The organism is Streptomyces sp. NPDC001728, assembly GCF_040297565.1.
Classification (GTDB): Bacteria; Actinomycetota; Actinomycetes; order Streptomycetales; family Streptomycetaceae; genus Streptomyces.
The window spans coordinates 580,744-596,365 of sequence record NZ_JBEOZK010000001.1 but is presented as its reverse complement, the minus strand read 5'-3'; the positions used below and the strand labels follow the sequence as shown (position 1 = coordinate 596,365).

Here is a 15,622-nt window from a genome sequence, read left to right as displayed (position 1 = left end):
GAAGCCAGGGCCGTACGGGGAAGGGGCCCGCGCCCCTCCCCCGTACCCGTCATACCTCCTCGCGCTCCCCCGTACGGCTCTCCTGGCTCCCCCGCCTGCCCCGCAGCACGAGCACCAGGACCACCACCGCCACCACCGCGACGAGCAGCGCCCAGTCCGGGACCGCCCGGCCGAGGGCGGACACCCGCTCCTCCACCGCGAACGACTCGTCCACCGACAGCAGGCCCGGCAGCGCCGTCGTCCCGTCGAAGACCAGGAACAGCGTGCCGAGGGCCACGAAGAACAGGCCCGAGAGCACCGAGGTCGAGTGGAGCGTGAGGCGGCCCACCCGCAGCGGCCGGCCGCGCAGCCAGGACCGGCCGCCCAGGTCGTACCGCTCCCAGAACAGGGCGAGCACGAACAGCGGCACCGCCATGCCGAGGGCGTACACCGCGAGGAGCAGTCCCCCGTAGGCCGGGCTGCCGCTCAGTGCCGCCACCGTCAGGACGCTGCCCAGGATCGGGCCCGCGCAGAAGCCGGCGAGGCCGTAGACCAGGCCGAGGGCGTAGACGGAGAGCGCCGAGGTGGGCCGGATGCGCCCGCTCGCCTCCGCGACCCGGCGGGAGGCGAAGCCCATGCCGAGGATCTGGAGCACCCCGAGCCCGACGATCAGCCAGCCGCCGACGGTGACCAGCAGGTCCCGATGGCCGTAGAAGAGGCGGCCCGCGAAGGAGCCGGCCGCGCCGAGCGGGACGAGGGTGGTCGCCAGACCCAGGTAGAGGATGCCGGTCCTGGCCACCAGCTTCGCGCGCGTGTCGATGGAATACGCGAAGAAGGCCGGCAGCAGGAGGGCGCTGCACGGGCTGAGGAGGGCGAGCAGTCCGCCGAGGAAGGCGGCGAAGTAGCCGATGCCCGAGGTCACTGGCCGGCCTTCTTCGGGGCGGTTTTCTTCGGAGCGGCCTGCGCCGCCGCCTCGATGGCCTCCGTGAAGGTCTCCAGGGGCTGCGCTCCGGCAATCGGACGGCCGTTGATCAGGAAGGACGGGGTGGAGGTGGCGCCCAGGGAGTAGCCCTGCTCCTGGTCCTTGCGGACCGCCTCGCGGGCCGCCTCGCCGTCGGTGTCCTTGGCGAACCGGGCCGCGTCGGGGACGCCCGCCTCCTTGCCGAGGGCGGCGAGCCGGTCCTTGCCGAAGCCCTTCTCCTTGGCGCCCTCCGCGTAGGCGGCCTTGTGGAACTCCCAGAACCGGCCCTGCTGCCCGGCCGCCCAGGAGGCGCGGGCGACCGCCTCCGACTCCTCGCCGAAGATCGGGAAGTTCCGCCACTCGATGCGCAGGGTGCCGTTGTCGACGTACTGCTTCACCAGGGCCGGCTCGGTGTCGCGGGCGAACTTCCCGCAGTAGCCGCACTTGAAGTCGGCGTACTCGATGAGGACGACGGGCGCGTCGGCGCGGCCGAGGGCGAGCTTGTCGGAGGCGTCGCGGCGGGCGTAGGCCTCCAGTTCGGCGTAGACACCGGCGGACGGGTCGGCGGAGACCTCCGCGACGGCGGAGGAACCGGGGGAGCCCGGGGACGCGGGCCTGGTGGCGGTGTACGAGACGACACCGAGCAGCACGGCGGCGACGGCCACCCCGGAGACGATCAGGATCGGCTTGGACTTGGGCGCGGACTTCGACGCGGGCTTGGGCGCGGACTTCGACGCGGGCTTGGGCGCGGACTTCGACGCGGGCTTGGGCGCGGACTTCGACGTGGGCGTGGACTTGGACATGGACATGCGGAAGCGCTCCTGGAGGACAGGGGAAGAGGAAGACGGGCTACGGCGGAGGAGGCCGTCCGTCTACACCCTCAGGACCGACAGTTCCACGGGAGACAGGGGTACGCGCGCGGGTGGCTCCCGTCCCGGTGACGCCGCCGGGTCGCCAGGACCGGGCTGCCGGACCCCGCAGGGCGTCCGGTCGGCGGCGAGCGCGGGCAGCAGCTCCGCGAAACCGTGCGCACGCGGCGGTACGACGGGACCGGCGGCCCCTTCACCGCCGGCGTGACCGGGATCGCAGCCGGGCACACCGGGCAGACCGGCACGGACCACGAGCGGGGCGTCGACGGGCTCGGCACGGGGCTCGGCGCCCGCCGCGAACGGAGCCGTCGGCAGGGCCGTCACCGGACCCGGCAACGGCGCCGTCAGCGAGGCCCCACCCGGGTGCGCCGTCAGCGCCGCCCCCACCAGGGGCGACGCGCCCGTCGTCCCGCAGACCAGGAGTCCGAGCACCAGCGCCGCCAGCACCGCGGCGAGCGCCGCCGGCACGCGGGTGGTGCGGAACATGCGAAACCTCTCCGGTCCTCGTCGACGTGTCCGAAATAGTACGCACCCCCGGCTCGCGCGCCCCGGCTCGCGTCCCCCGGGAAGCCGCCCGTAAATCGGTTCGCCGCTTCTCGGCCGCAGGTGCGATCCTGGGATCCGTATGTCTACTTCCTTCGCCGCCCTCCAGTCCGTCCTGGCCGAGGTCTCGCTGCGGGACTCCCACCGGCTCGGCCGCCGTCTCGAAGGCGCCCGCCGCATCCGCAAGCCCGAGGCCCGCGCGGCCGTCCTGGACGAGATCGCCGTCGAGGCGGCCAAGGCCAAGGAGCGCGTCGACGGGCGCGCCTCCCGCGTGCCCCCGGTCACGTACCCCGAGCAGCTGCCCGTCTCGCAGAAGAGGGACGAGATCCTGGAGGCGATACGTGACCACCAGGTCGTGATCGTCGCCGGTGAGACGGGCTCCGGGAAGACCACCCAGATCCCGAAGATCTGTCTGGAGCTGGGCCGGGGCGTCCGGGGCATGATCGGGCACACCCAGCCCCGCCGTATCGCCGCCCGCACGGTCGCCGAACGCGTCGCGGAGGAGCTGAGGACCCCCCTCGGGGAGGCCGTCGGCTGGAAGGTCCGCTTCACCGACCAGGTGAACCCCGACGCGACCTTCGTGAAGCTGATGACGGACGGCATCCTGCTCGCCGAGATCCAGACGGACCGCGAGCTGCGCGCCTACGACACGATCATCATCGACGAGGCCCACGAGCGGTCCCTCAACATCGACTTCCTGCTCGGCTATCTGGCCCAGCTGCTGCCGAAGCGCCCCGACCTCAAGGTCGTGATCACCTCCGCGACGATCGACCCGGAGCGTTTCTCCCGCCACTTCGGCGAGGCCCCGATCGTCGAGGTCAGCGGCCGTACGTACCCCGTGGAGGTCCGGTACCGGCCCCTCCTCGAAGAGGACTCGGACGACTCCGACCGGGACCAGATCACCGCGATCTGCGAGGCCGTCGACGAGCTCCAGTCCGAGGGCCCGGGCGACGTCCTGGTCTTCCTCTCCGGCGAGCGCGAGATCCGGGACACCGCGGACGCGCTGCTCAAGCGGAACCTGCGCAACACCGAGGTCCTCCCCCTCTACGCCCGCCTCTCGCACGCCGAGCAGCACCGGGTCTTCCAGGCGCACTCCGGCCGCCGGATCGTCCTCGCGACGAACGTCGCCGAGACCTCCCTGACGGTCCCCGGCATCAAGTACGTGATCGACCCGGGCACCGCCCGCATCTCCCGCTACTCGCACCGGACCAAGGTGCAGCGGCTGCCGATCGAGCCGGTCAGCCAGGCCAGCGCCAACCAGCGCAAGGGCCGCTGCGGCCGTACGTCCGACGGCATCTGCATCCGGCTGTACTCCGAGGACGACTTCCTGACCCGTCCGGAGTTCACGGACGCGGAGATCCTCCGTACGAACCTGGCCTCCGTCATCCTCCAGATGACCGCGGCCGGCCTCGGCGAGATCGAGAAGTTCCCCTTCATCGACCCGCCGGACCACCGGAACATCAGGGACGGCGTGCAGCTCCTCCAGGAGCTGGGCGCGATCGAACCGAACGAGAAGTCCCCTCAGGAGGGGAAGAAGGGGCAGCGGCTGACGCAGCAGGGCCGGAAGCTCGCCCAGCTGCCCGTCGACCCGCGCCTCGCGCGCATGGTCCTGGAGGCCGACAGGAACGGCTGTGTCCGCGAGGTCATGGTGATCGCGGCGGCGCTCTCCATCCAGGACCCGCGCGAGCGGCCGGCCGAGAAGCAGGCACAGGCCGACCAGCAGCACGCCCGGTTCAAGGACGAGACGAGCGACTTCCTCGCCTTCCTGAACATGTGGCGGTACGTCCGTGAGCAGCAGAAGGAGCGGGGCTCCAGCTCCTTCCGCCGGATGTGCAAGCAGGAGTACCTGAACTTCCTGCGCATCCGGGAGTGGCAGGACATCTACACCCAGCTGCGGACGGTCGCGAAGCAGCTGGGCATCCATGTCAACGAGGAGGACGCTCCCGAGCAGTCCGTCCACGTGTCGCTGCTCGCCGGTCTGCTCTCGCACATCGGCATGAAGGACGTGAAGGAGGGCGCGAAGAACGACTACCTGGGTGCCCGCAGCGCCAAGTTCGCGATCTTCCCCGGTTCCGCGCTCTTCAAGAAGCCCCCGCGTTTCGTCATGTCCGCCGAGCTGGTGGAGACCTCGCGGCTCTGGGCCCGGGTCAACGCGCGCGTGGAGCCGGAGTGGATCGAGCCGCTCGCCCAGCACCTGGTGAAGAAGACGTACAGCGAGCCGCACTGGGAGAAGGACCAGGCGGCCGTGATGGCCTTCGAGAAGGTGACGCTGTACGGCGTCCCGATCATCGCCGACCGCAAGGTGAACTACGGCCGGATCGACCCCGAGGTCTCCCGCGACCTGTTCATCAGGAACGCGCTGGTCGAGGGCGACTGGCGCACCCACCACAAGTTCTTCGCGGACAACCGCAAGCTCCTGACCGAGGTCGAGGAGCTGGAGCACCGGGCCCGCCGCCGGGACATCCTCGTCGACGACGAGACGCTCTTCGATTTCTACGACAAGCGCGTCCCGGAGCACGTCGTGTCCGGCGCCCACTTCGACTCCTGGTGGAAGCGCAAGCTCCACGAAGGAGGCGCTGCGGCGGAGTTCCTCGACTTCGAGCGCGAGATGCTCATCAACGAGAAGGCGGGGGCGGTCACCAAGGACGACTACCCGGACTCGTGGCGGCAGGGCCCGCTGAAGTTCCGGGTGACGTACCAGTTCGAGCCGGGCGCGGACGCGGACGGCGTGACCGTCCACATCCCGCTCCAGGTGCTGAACCAGGTGACGGACGACGGCTTCGAGTGGCAGATCCCGGGTCTGCGCGGCGAGGTCGTCACCGAGCTGATCCGCTCCCTGCCCAAGCCGATCCGCCGCCACTACGTGCCCGCGCCGAACTTCGCGACGCGCTTCCTGGACGCGGTCGTGCCGGTGCAGGAGCCGCTGGCGGGGGCGCTCGCCCGCGAGCTCCAGCGGATGGTCGGCGTCCCGGTCACGGCCGAGGACTTCGACTGGGCGAAGGTGCCCGAGCACCTCAAGGTGACCTTCCGGATCGTCGACGAGCGGCGCCGGAAGCTCGCCGAGGACAAGGACCTGGAGACGCTGCGGCTCCAGCTGCGGCCGAAGGCCCGTAAGGCCCTCTCGCAGGCCGCCGCGGCGGCCACCGGGGGCCCGGACGGCTCCGGGCCGTCCCTGGAGCGCACGGGGCTGACGGACTGGACGATCGGGACGCTCACGAAGGTCTTCGAGACCAAGCGGGGCGGGCAGCCGGTCAAGGCGTACCCGGCGCTGGTGGACGAGGGCGCGACCGTCGCCGTACGGCTCTTCGACTCGGAGGCCGAGCAGGCGCGGGCGATGTGGCGGGGCACCCGGAAGCTGATCATGCTGAACATCCCGGTGAACCCGGCGAAGTTCGCCTCGGACAAGCTGACGAACCAGCAGAAGCTGGCCCTGTCCTCGAACCCGCACGGCTCGATCCAGGCCCTCTTCGACGACTGCGCGACCGCCGCCGCCGACCGGCTGATCGCGGACCACGGCGGCCCGGCCTGGGACGAGGAGTCGTTCCGGAAGCTGTACGACAGGGTCCGCGCGGACCTCGTGGACATGACGGTACGGACGGTGGGCCAGGTCCAGCAGATCCTGGCGGCCTGGCAGGCCTGCGAGCGCCGGCTGAAGTCGACGAACAGCCTGGCCCTGATCAACAACCTGACCGACGTGCGGGCGCAGCTGGCCTGGCTGATGCCGGCCGGGTTCGTCACCCGTACGGGGCTGAAGCGGCTGCCGGACCTGATGCGCTATCTGGTGGCGGTGGACCGGCGGCTCCAGCAGATGCCGACCGGGGTGCAGCGGGACACCACCCGGATGGAGAAGGTCCAGGAGATGCAGGACGAGTACGCCTGGCTGCTCGAACAGCTCCCCAAGGGCCGCCCGGTGCCCACCGAGGTGACCGACATCCGCTGGATGATCGAGGAGCTGCGGGTGAGCTACTTCGCCCACGCGCTGGGGACGGCGTATCCGGTCTCGGACAAGCGGATCGTGAAGGCGATCGACGCGGCGGCGCCCTAGGGGGGACCTCACCGTCGGTGAGTTCGACCAGACCCCCTGACCTGCTGTACAGTCTTCCTCGCAGCCACTTACGAGGGGCTGCGAGCAAGGACCTGTGGAGCAGTTGGTTAGCTCGCCACCCTGTCAAGGTGGAGGTCGCGGGTTCAAGTCCCGTCAGGTTCGCTTTTCACGAAGGCCCGCATCGCGAGATGCGGGCCTTCGTCGTGTTCCGTGTCTTGACGGGGCCAGGCGCCCGCCGGTACCCCGGACATCAGGGATCGGTGGCCCACACCGGAGGTGGTCGCGCATGGCCGCGCCGTCCGCAGCACGGCACGACACGGGAGCACTGCTGCGCGCCCATCTGGCAGCCGCTTCCCGCTACGGACATCTCACGCGCCACTGCCCGGTCTGCCATCGCCTCCTGCGGCTCGCCATGGAGCTTCCCGAGCTTCCGGAGCCCCTGGAGCTCCCGGAGGGCGAGGAACCGGCCGAGAAGCCGGGGGAAGAGCCCGGGGAGCCGGAGGCGGGGCCCGGGAAGCCGGAGGCGGGGCCCGGGAAGCCGGGAGGCGGGGCCCCGGAAGCCGGGAGGCCGGCCCCGGCAGGAGCCGCCGGCCACTGAGGACGAAAGTCCCACCGACCCATGACCAACGGCGGGTTGGGAGGCTTCCTCACAGTGGGAGGCTGTTCTTTGGCAAGGCTTCGCCAGTGTGACGGGTGTCACTGAGGCAGTTTCAGAAACCGCTTCACTTACACCCTCCCTACACCAGCCCGATTTAATATGTGCAATTGCACCGGCTTCCGAGGAGTGGCGCCGGACACAAAAGAAGATCGCGCCAGACCCGGCGGAGTCCAGCGCGATCGATGACGAAGGCCTGTTGGGGCAGGAATCCGTCGGCAGAGCTAGGGGTGGGCCACCGGATTGGGGGATCCGGAGCGGCCCGGTGTTACGGGTACAGCGGGGTGCGTGCGCGACCTCAGGCCTCGCTGCGCTGCTGCGGAATACCCGCCAGCAGCGCGCGAACCTCGGCCTCGCGGTAGCGGCGGTGCCCACCCAGCGTGCGGATGGACGTGAGCTTCCCGGCCTTCGCCCAACGGGTCACCGTCTTCGGGTCCACGCGGAACATCGTGGCAACCTCGGCAGGGGTCAGCAGCGGCTCGGCATCAGGGGTGCGAGCGGTCATGAGCGGCCTCCTCGGGAGAACCGAACCATCTCGGTTCTTTCCTCTAAATTCTGCACCTTGACCCGCGTTGCCCGAAATGGCAGAAGCGGGCCGAGTCGGTTATAGGACGAACGGCTTGTCCTCGGCACTACAACTACACCATCCGTCCAGCCACGTCGGCCAAACCGATGGAATTGCCCTCGCAGGTGTTCATCAGCGGCGGAAGTCGATGGACCATGCCATAACGGACAGTCACACCACTGTGACGATCAGTCACAGGATGATCAGGAGTCCTCAGACCCCCCATAGAGTGCAATGCTGAGCGTTCCGCCCACAGATGGGCGGAAGGAACCCTCCCCGGACTCCTTGTCCTATTTTGGCACGAGGGTGGGTGATGGGCGCAAGGGTGCGTTAAGTGCTGTCCGTCACGCTTGAGCCAAAGGCCCGGATCAGGACCAACGTCCCCGCCCCAGGGGTGCCGAAAGACCCGCACGACCCCGTGCACAGCAAACCGGTCATGCGGTATTCGGACATCCCTGAAGATCATTTACACCCGCCGGACATGTCTTGTCGATACCGACCTGACGAAGATGCCCGACTGATGTCAGTTCGCGAACCCGCTGAGGTCAGTTCGCGAACCGCAGGTCCCTGACGACCCGCCAGCGCTCCGCGAGCCGCCCGTACGCGTCGCTCGCCGCCTCGCCGTCGCCCGCCCGCAGCGCGGCGATCCCCTCCGCCAGCTGCGCCGCCGACCGGTCCTCGGCCAGCCACTCCTCCGGGACCACGTGCACCAGACCGCCGTAGTCCAGCTCCACCAGCGCCCGCGGATGGAACTCCTCCAGCCAGCGCCCCACCTCGATCAGGCCCTCGGTCATCGGACCGTCGTCGATCGACTCCCGCAGGGCCCGCAGTGCCCGCGCGAGGCGCCGGCGCGCCTGCGCCATCGGCGTCCGGTAGCGCAGGACCGGCGCCCGGCCCTCCGCCGTCCCCTTGGGGTCTCCCGGCTCGTACTGCCGGTCCTCGTCCCCGAAGAGCGCGAACCAGCGCAGCGGCACCTGCCAGACCGCCGTACGGATCCACGGGCGCGCGTCCGGGTTCCGTTCGAGCCACCGCTCGTAGTCGCTCGCCACCTGGACGCGCACCACGGGCGGCAGCATCGCGTCGAGCACCGGCCCGGGGAACTGGCCGTCCAGCTCCTGGAGCGCCAGCCAGCCCCGCAGCCGGGTCCGCCACGGACAGACCACCACCACGCCGTCCAGCTGGGCGACGAAGGCCTCCGCGCTCTCGTGGACCGGCACCGGGACCGGCGGGGTGGGCAGCAGGTCGGCCAGCGACCGCCGCAGCTCCTCCTGCGCCCCCGGCGTACGCGGCCTGCGGGCGTAGCCGGCCCAGTGGGTCCGTTCCGGCTCGGGGAACGCGGCCAGCGGCTCGTACACCCGCAGATAGGACGCGTAGGGGATGAGGACCGAGGAGGCGACCGACATGTCGCGAATCCTTCCACGGAGGTACTCCCCGAGGGGGTGATCCTGAGCACTGGAGCTGATCTACGCCCAGGTAGGACTTACTCTCTTGCCGAACTGGTCCTCCCCCACCCGTAGGGAGGCCGCAAACCGCCGCTTCGTACTTGGGAGTCACCACCGTGACCGATGTGACCGGCGTTCCTGCTGACGTACTGCGCACCTTGTTCCACTCGGAGCAGGGTGGCCACGAGCAAGTCGTGCTCTGCCAGGACCGCGCCACCGGCCTCAAGGCCGTCATCGCCCTCCACTCCACCGCCCTGGGCCCCGCCCTCGGCGGCACCCGCTTCTACCCGTACGCCACCGAGGCCGAGGCCGTCGCCGACGCGCTCAACCTGGCCCGCGGGATGTCGTACAAGAACGCCATGGCCGGTCTCGACCACGGCGGCGGCAAGGCCGTCATCATCGGCGACCCGGAGCAGATCAAGACCGAGGAGCTCCTCCTCGCCTACGGGCGCTTCGTCGCCTCGCTCGGCGGCCGGTACGTCACGGCCTGCGACGTCGGCACCTACGTCGCCGACATGGACGTGGTCGCCCGCGAGAACCGGTGGACCACCGGCCGCTCCCCCGAGAACGGCGGCGCCGGCGACTCCTCCGTCCTGACCGCCTTCGGCGTCTTCCAGGGCATGCGCGCCTCCGCGCAGGCCCTGTGGGGCGACCCGACCCTGCGAGGCCGCAAGGTCGGCGTCGCGGGCGTCGGCAAGGTCGGCCACCACCTCGTCGAGCACCTCCTGTCGGACGGCGCCGAGGTCGTGATCACCGATGTGCGCGAGGAGTCGGTGCGCCGGATCACCGACAAGCACCCGCGGGTGACCGTGGTCGCGGACACCGAGGCGCTGATCCGCGTCGAGGGTCTCGACATCTACGCGCCCTGCGCGCTCGGCGGCGCCCTGAACGACGAGACCGTGCCGGTCCTCACCGCCGCCATCGTCTGCGGCGCGGCCAACAACCAGCTCGCCCACCCCGGCGTCGAGAAGGACCTCGCGGACCGCGGGATCCTCTACGCGCCCGACTACGTGGTCAACGCCGGTGGCGTGATCCAGGTCGCCGACGAGCTGCACGGCTTCGACTTCGACCGCTGCAAGGCGAAGGCGACGAAGATCTTCGACACCACCCTCGAGATCTTCGCACGTGCGAAGGACGACGGAATTCCGCCGGCCGCGGCGGCCGACCGGATCGCCGAGCAGCGGATGGCGGACGCCCGCCGCGCCTGAGCGGCGCACGAGGCCGGCCCGCCGCAGGGGCCCCGCAGGGAGACCGCGGGGCCCACTCGGGGGCCCGCGCTGGGCCGACGCGGGGAGACTTCGCTCACGCCCCTCGGCGGGTCGGACCTCAAGAAGAGGTTAAAATCGCGATTGACCAGCGAGGAACGGGCTCCTCGATGGTTCTGTACCGGGGTATGTGATGCGCGCGGCGTACCGTAGACCCGCGGAAACAGGTACCGTTGAAGCCCTACGGACCGGTCTCTCTGTCGAGAGTCCGTTTCGAATCATGAACGCGTGTCAAGACTCTGGGGCCAACGAGCCCCGTCACCGAGGGGGTCGAGCCATGGGGCGCGGCCGGGCAAAGGCCAAGCAGACCAAGGTCGCCCGCCAGCTGAAGTACAGCAGCGGCGGGACAGACCTGACGCGTCTGGCCAATGAGCTGGGCGCTTCGACTTCGAACCAGCCGCCGAATGGCGAGCCGTTCGAGGACGACGACGAGGAAGACGACCCGTACGCCCAGTACGCGGATCTCTACAACGAGGACGACGAGGACGAGGACGACCAGTCCGGTCCCAGTGCGTCCCCGCGTCGCGCTTGACCTTCTGAATCGCATCGCAGGAACCCGGTCGGGGAACACCCGGCCGGGTTCCTGTGCTGTCCGCGGCCGGGGCGGCCCAGGGTCCCGTACAACGCGAACGGGGCGCTCCTCAGGAGCGCCCCGCCGTACAGGCCTCGCTTCGAGACGCTTCTAGACCGCGTACGTCCCGACCAGCTCCGCGCCGGTCGTGTGCGCCCCGCGCTCGGTGATCTCGCCCGCGACCCAGGACTCGACGCCCCGGTCCGCCAGCGCCGTCAGGGCCACGTCCACGGACTCGGCCGGCACGACGGCCATCATGCCGACGCCCATGTTCAGCGTCTTCTCCAGCTCCAGCTGCTCCACCTGACCGGCCTTGCCGACCAGGTCGAAGATCGCGCCCGGCGCCCAGGTCGAACGGTCGACCGTGGCGTGCAGGCCGTCCGGGATCACCCGGGCCAGGTTGGCCGCGAGACCGCCGCCCGTGATGTGGCTGAAGGCGTGGACGTCCGCGGTCCGGGTGAGGGCCAGGCAGTCCAGCGAGTAGATCTTGGTGGGCTCCAGGAGCTCCTCGCCGAGCGTCCGGCCCAGCTCCTCGACCCGCTGGTCCAGGGCCATGCCGGCGCGGTCGAAGAGCACGTGCCGGACGAGCGAGTACCCGTTGGAGTGAAGACCCGAGGAGGCCATGGCGATGACCGCGTCCCCCGTACGGATGCGATCGGCGCCGAGCAGCCGGTCGTACTCCACGACACCCGTGCCCGCGCCGGCCACGTCGAAGTCGTCCGGGCCGAGGAGGCCCGGGTGCTCCGCCGTCTCGCCGCCGACCAGGGCGCAGCCTGCCAGGACACAGCCCTCGGCGATGCCCTTGACGATGGCGGCGACCCGCTCGGGGTGGACCTTGCCGACACAGATGTAGTCGGTCATGAAGAGCGGCTCGGCGCCGCAGACGACGATGTCGTCCATGACCATCGCGACCAGGTCGTGGCCGATCGTGTCGTACACGCCCATCTGGCGGGCGATGTCGACCTTCGTCCCGACGCCGTCGGTGGCGGAGGCGAGCAGCGGACGCTCGTAGCGCTTGAGGGCGGAGGCGTCGAAGAGGCCGGCGAAACCGCCGAGGCCACCGAGGACCTCGGGACGCTGCGTCTTCTTCACCCACTCCTTCATGAGCTCGACGGCGCGGTCACCCGCTTCGATGTCGACGCCCGCGGACGCGTAGGAGGCACCAGTGGTCTGAGACATGGTTCAGAGCTTTCGTGTCGTTACTGCGTTGCTGCGGGGGTCTTACGGGCGACGGAGCGCGTCGGAGGCCGCGGTGGCGGCCGGGCCGGCGGCCAGCTCGGTCTCCAGGAGCTGCTTGCCGAGCAGCTCGGGGTCCGGCAGCTCCATCGGGTACTCGCCGTCGAAGCAGGCACGGCAGAGGTTCGGCTTCTGGATCGTGGTCGCCTCGATCATCCCGTCGAGCGAGATGTACGAGAGCGAGTCCGCGCCCAGCGACGTGCCGATCTCCTCGATCGACATGCCGTTGGCGATCAGCTCCGCGCGGGTGGCGAAGTCGATGCCGAAGAAGCAGGGCCACTTCACCGGCGGCGAGGAGATCCGGATGTGGATCTCGGCCGCGCCGGCCTCGCGGAGCATCTTCACCAGGGCGCGCTGGGTGTTGCCGCGGACGATCGAGTCGTCGACGACCACCAGGCGCTTGCCCTTGATGACGTCCTTGAGGGGGTTCAGCTTCAGCCGGATGCCGAGCTGGCGGATGGTCTGGGAGGGCTGGATGAAGGTGCGCCCGACATAGGCGTTCTTCACCAGGCCCGCGCCGAAGGGGATGCCCGAGGCCTCGGCGTAGCCGATGGCGGCCGGGGTGCCGGACTCCGGAGTCGCTATCACCAGGTCGGCCTCGACGGGCGCCTCCTTCGCGAGGCGGCGGCCCATCTCCACACGGGAGAGGTACACGTTCCGGCCGGCGATGTCGGTGTCCGGGCGGGCCAGGTACACGTACTCGAAGACACAGCCCTTGGGCTTCGCTTCCGCGAATCGCGAGGTGCGGATGCCGTTCTCGTCGATCGCGATCATCTCGCCCGGCTCGACCTCGCGGACGTAGCTGGCGCCGCAGATGTCGAGGGCGGCGGACTCGGATGCGACCACCCAGCCGCGCTCCAGACGGCCGAGGACCAGCGGGCGGATGCCCTGCGGGTCACGGGCCGCGTAGAGCGTGTGCTCGTCCATGAAGACGAGGGAGAAGGCGCCCCGGACGTCGGGGAGGACCTTCGCGGCGGCCTGCTCGATGGTGAGCGGCGTGCCGTCCTCGTCCACCTGGGCGGCGAGGAGCGCCGTCAGGAGGTCCGTGTCGTTGGTGGCCGCCACACGGGTGGTGCGGCCTTCCTTCTTGGGCAGGTCCGCGACCATCTCGGCGAGCTGCGCCGTGTTCACCAGGTTGCCGTTGTGGCCGAGCGCGATCGAGCCGTGGGCGGTCGCCCTGAACGTCGGCTGCGCGTTCTCCCACACGGACGCCCCGGTGGTCGAGTAGCGGGCGTGACCGACCGCGATATGACCTTGGAGGGAACCGAGAGAGGTCTCGTCGAAGACCTGGGACACGAGGCCCATGTCCTTGAAGACGAGGATCTGGGAGCCGTTGCTGACCGCGATACCCGCGGATTCCTGGCCCCGATGCTGGAGGGCGTAGAGCCCGAAGTACGTGAGCTTTGCGACCTCTTCACCCGGAGCCCAGACACCGAAGACGCCACAAGCGTCCTGGGGGCCTTTCTCACCGGGGAGCAAGTCGTGATTGAGTCGACCGTCACCACGTGGCACGTTTCCGAGTGTAGACGGGCTCGACCACTGGTCCGAATTGAGGAATTACGGGGTCGGCCCCACTCGTACGTTCGCACAAAATGATCAACTCGGGCTTGGAGGGCCCTACGAGGCAGGCGCCGGAAGGGATCCAGGCCGTGGGGCCTCACCGAGCGGACGCTCGTACCAGGCCGGAAACCGCCCCGCGATGTGACGGAGTGCACCTTCCCCGCCGGTCCCGGGCCGCGCGCGCCCGGCCCCGGGGCCCGCCACTCCTGGGAGGTTCCTCCCTATCGTCCGGGTCCGTCCGGGCCGCCGTGACGGGCGTGCGTACGGGGGATGTCGGGCGTCCCTACCGCCCCGCGGGCTTCTCCGCCGTCGCCGTCAGGCCCTCGCCAGTGCTGTCGGTGAGGGTCAGGGTGCGGTGGTCGAGCCGGTAGGTGAGCGGGCCGTCGAGGAGTTCGTACAGCTTCGTCTCCAGCCGCATCTGCGGGCTCGTGCACATCATCCGGGTGGTCGCCGCCGGGCCCTCGATCCTGAGGGTCGTCCCCTCGACCCGGGCCGAAGCGGAGAAGTTGTTGCAGCCCAGGTTGCCGGTGACCCGGCCGCCCTCGCCGATGACGAAGCGCGCCTTGGCCTCGCTCCCGGCGGGCAGGGAGGCCGCGGTGTCCCCGGCGAGAAGTCCGTCGACCTTCCAGGTGGTGCCGCGCAGCGGGGCCCCGAGCTCGTTGCTCATTTCGACGCTGTCGCGGCCGTCGGCCGAGGCGAGGGTGAACCGGTCGTCCGCGATCGTGCCCTTGAGCGGGCCGCCGAAGACCTTGAGCAGCGCCTTCTCGAAGCGCTCCTGGTCTTCCGGGCAGCCGATCTGGGTGATCTCCCGCGGAGTGACCGTGAGGGTGTCGCCGTGCGCGGCGACCGTGGCGCCGAAGTGGTTGCAGCCGCTGTTCCCCTCGGCGCGGCCGTTCTCCCCGAAGTCGAGGCGGGCGCCGCGCGGGGCGGCGGACCTGCTGCCGTCGGCGGTGACGGCGTCGATCCTCCAGTGCGTACCGGTGACGGGCAGGTCCGGGGAGAGCGTGCCGGAGCCGGCGCCGGCGCCTCCCTCCGTACCGCAGGCGGTGAGGAGCAGGAGCGGGACCAGGGCGGCGAGGGCGCGTGGCTTCGGCATGGAGGTGGGACGGACCGGCCCGCCGTCTGGTTCCTCCGGTCACCCCATCAGGGGCAGCAGGTCCTCCAGGTCCGCGCGCTCGCCGCTCGCGCTCACGTGGGCCGCGTCCAGCTCCGCCGCCCACTCCGTACGGCCCGTCGCCAGTCTGATCCAGGTCAGCGGGTCCGTCTCCACCACGTTGGGCGGGGTGCCCCGGGTGTGCCGGGGGCCCTCCACGCACTGCACCACCGCGTACGGCGGGATCCGCACCTCGACGGCCCCGCCCGGGGCCTTCGCCGCCAGCGCGTCGGCGAGCAGCCGGGTGCAGGCGGCGAGGGCCTGCCGGTCAAACGGGATGTCCGCGCCGGTCGCCGCGTTCAGGTCGTCGGTGTGGACGACGAGCTCGACGGTCCGGGTGACGAGGAAGTCGGCGAAGGTCATGGCGCCGAAGCTCAGAGGCAGGAGCTGCTCGTCGGCCGCACCCGCGAGTGCCTCCTCGTAATCGTCCGCCACGCGCGCGTACAGCCCCGGCAGATCGGAGGCGTCGATGCCACGGGTGTGCGTGTCGATCCGCTCGGACGCGCCGGCGGTCATCGCCGGCCAGTCGAGCAGGGCGAGCCGGTCCTTCCCCCCTTCCGGCGAGGCCAGGAGCTGCGGCACGGTCTCGACCATCCACGCGAGGTGCGCCGCCAGGTCCCGTACCGTCCACTCCCCCAGCCGGGTCGGCCCGGCCAGCTGCTCCGGAGTGAGGGCGGCGACGGCCTCCCGCACGTGCGCGAACTGGGCGAGCACGGCGGCCCTGGTCCTGGCGGAGTCGTACTTACGGGCGCGTTTCCTGGCCGGTGGCATGGGCCGA

General features: G+C 70.5%; 13 protein-coding genes and 1 tRNA gene. 5 read left to right on the top strand and 9 right to left on the bottom strand.

The window, feature by feature from the left end; genetic code table 11:
- Positions 1 to 49: 49 nt before the first annotated feature.
- From ABT154_RS02750 to ABT154_RS02740, 3 genes are all read right to left on the bottom strand, one after another.
- On the bottom strand, positions 50 to 901 hold the full coding sequence (locus ABT154_RS02750; RefSeq protein ID WP_351851908.1) for a cytochrome c biogenesis CcdA family protein: 852 nt from the start codon (positions 899 to 901) through the stop codon (positions 50 to 52).
- Positions 898 to 1,743, bottom strand: coding sequence for a DsbA family protein (locus ABT154_RS02745; protein WP_351852050.1), 846 nt, complete (start codon positions 1,741 to 1,743; stop codon positions 898 to 900). Before ABT154_RS02745 ends, ABT154_RS02750 begins: the two co-directional genes overlap by 4 nt.
- A 69-nt stretch (positions 1,744 to 1,812) precedes the next feature.
- Complete coding sequence (locus tag ABT154_RS02740; protein ID WP_351851906.1) at positions 1,813 to 2,295, bottom strand: hypothetical protein; 483 nt, start codon at positions 2,293 to 2,295, stop codon at positions 1,813 to 1,815.
- Positions 2,296 to 2,434: 139 nt separating this feature from the next.
- Between ABT154_RS02740 and hrpA the strand changes: the two genes are divergently transcribed.
- The 3 genes from hrpA to ABT154_RS02725 all read left to right on the top strand — a co-directional run bounded on the left by hrpA (position 2,435) and on the right by ABT154_RS02725 (position 6,995).
- Complete coding sequence (hrpA, locus tag ABT154_RS02735) at positions 2,435 to 6,397, top strand: ATP-dependent RNA helicase HrpA (protein ID WP_351851903.1); 3,963 nt, start codon at positions 2,435 to 2,437, stop codon at positions 6,395 to 6,397.
- Positions 6,398 to 6,485: 88 nt separating this feature from the next.
- Positions 6,486 to 6,559, top strand: a tRNA-Asp gene (locus ABT154_RS02730).
- Positions 6,560 to 6,683: 124 nt separating this feature from the next.
- Complete coding sequence (locus ABT154_RS02725) at positions 6,684 to 6,995, top strand: DUF6274 family protein (protein WP_351851901.1); 312 nt, start codon at positions 6,684 to 6,686, stop codon at positions 6,993 to 6,995.
- Positions 6,996 to 7,350: 355 nt separating this feature from the next.
- Here the strand turns inward: ABT154_RS02725 and bldC are convergent, their stop codons facing one another.
- Positions 7,351 to 7,557 (bottom strand): developmental transcriptional regulator BldC, encoded by a 207-nt coding sequence (bldC, locus tag ABT154_RS02720; protein ID WP_003949541.1) that lies wholly within the window; start codon positions 7,555 to 7,557, stop codon positions 7,351 to 7,353.
- A 605-nt stretch (positions 7,558 to 8,162) separates the two neighbouring features.
- Positions 8,163 to 9,020: a DUF8083 family protein gene (locus ABT154_RS02715; RefSeq protein ID WP_351851899.1), complete on the bottom strand. Its 858-nt coding sequence runs from the start codon at positions 9,018 to 9,020 to the stop codon at positions 8,163 to 8,165.
- Between the two features lie 155 nt (positions 9,021 to 9,175).
- Here ABT154_RS02715 and ABT154_RS02710 point away from each other — a divergent pair, with 155 nt between their 5' ends.
- Positions 9,176 to 10,267: a Leu/Phe/Val dehydrogenase gene (locus tag ABT154_RS02710; protein WP_351851896.1), complete on the top strand. Its 1,092-nt coding sequence runs from the start codon at positions 9,176 to 9,178 to the stop codon at positions 10,265 to 10,267.
- 334 nt (positions 10,268 to 10,601) lie between these two features.
- The gene (locus ABT154_RS02705; RefSeq protein WP_056564747.1) at positions 10,602 to 10,856 is read left to right on the top strand and encodes a DUF3073 domain-containing protein; all 255 of its coding nucleotides are present in this window, start codon (positions 10,602 to 10,604) and stop codon (positions 10,854 to 10,856) included.
- A 150-nt stretch (positions 10,857 to 11,006) separates the two neighbouring features.
- Here the strand turns inward: ABT154_RS02705 and purM are convergent, their stop codons facing one another.
- The 4 genes from purM to ABT154_RS02685 all read right to left on the bottom strand — a co-directional run bounded on the left by purM (position 11,007) and on the right by ABT154_RS02685 (position 15,615).
- A complete protein-coding gene (gene purM, locus ABT154_RS02700) occupies positions 11,007 to 12,074 on the bottom strand; it encodes a phosphoribosylformylglycinamidine cyclo-ligase (RefSeq protein ID WP_351851893.1) in 1,068 nt (355 codons plus the stop codon).
- Between the two features lie 42 nt (positions 12,075 to 12,116).
- Positions 12,117 to 13,643, bottom strand: coding sequence for an amidophosphoribosyltransferase (gene purF, locus ABT154_RS02695; protein WP_056564753.1), 1,527 nt, complete (start codon positions 13,641 to 13,643; stop codon positions 12,117 to 12,119).
- A gap of 331 nt (positions 13,644 to 13,974) precedes the next feature.
- Positions 13,975 to 14,787, bottom strand: coding sequence for an META domain-containing protein (locus ABT154_RS02690; protein WP_351851889.1), 813 nt, complete (start codon positions 14,785 to 14,787; stop codon positions 13,975 to 13,977).
- Between the two features lie 39 nt (positions 14,788 to 14,826).
- Positions 14,827 to 15,615: a maleylpyruvate isomerase family mycothiol-dependent enzyme gene (locus ABT154_RS02685; RefSeq protein ID WP_351851886.1), complete on the bottom strand. Its 789-nt coding sequence runs from the start codon at positions 15,613 to 15,615 to the stop codon at positions 14,827 to 14,829.
- Positions 15,616 to 15,622: the final 7 nt, after the last annotated feature.

Bases quoted from the DNA above. Each gene is read 5' to 3' on its own strand.
- purM (WP_351851893.1), bottom strand. From the start codon at position 12,074: ATGTCTCAGACCACTGGTGCCTCCTACGCGTCCGCGGGCGTCGACATC.
- ABT154_RS02685 (WP_351851886.1), bottom strand. From the start codon at position 15,615: ATGCCACCGGCCAGGAAACGCGCCCGTAAGTACGACTCCGCCAGGACC.
- hrpA (WP_351851903.1), top strand. From the start codon at position 2,435: ATGTCTACTTCCTTCGCCGCCCTCCAGTCCGTCCTGGCCGAGGTCTCG.
- ABT154_RS02705 (WP_056564747.1), top strand. From the start codon at position 10,602: ATGGGGCGCGGCCGGGCAAAGGCCAAGCAGACCAAGGTCGCCCGCCAG.
- ABT154_RS02745 (WP_351852050.1), bottom strand. From the start codon at position 1,743: ATGTCCAAGTCCACGCCCACGTCGAAGTCCGCGCCCAAGCCCGCGTCG.
- ABT154_RS02740 (WP_351851906.1), bottom strand. From the start codon at position 2,295: ATGTTCCGCACCACCCGCGTGCCGGCGGCGCTCGCCGCGGTGCTGGCG.
- ABT154_RS02715 (WP_351851899.1), bottom strand. From the start codon at position 9,020: ATGTCGGTCGCCTCCTCGGTCCTCATCCCCTACGCGTCCTATCTGCGG.
- ABT154_RS02725 (WP_351851901.1), top strand. From the start codon at position 6,684: ATGGCCGCGCCGTCCGCAGCACGGCACGACACGGGAGCACTGCTGCGC.
- ABT154_RS02690 (WP_351851889.1), bottom strand. From the start codon at position 14,787: ATGCCGAAGCCACGCGCCCTCGCCGCCCTGGTCCCGCTCCTGCTCCTC.
- bldC (WP_003949541.1), bottom strand. From the start codon at position 7,557: ATGACCGCTCGCACCCCTGATGCCGAGCCGCTGCTGACCCCTGCCGAG.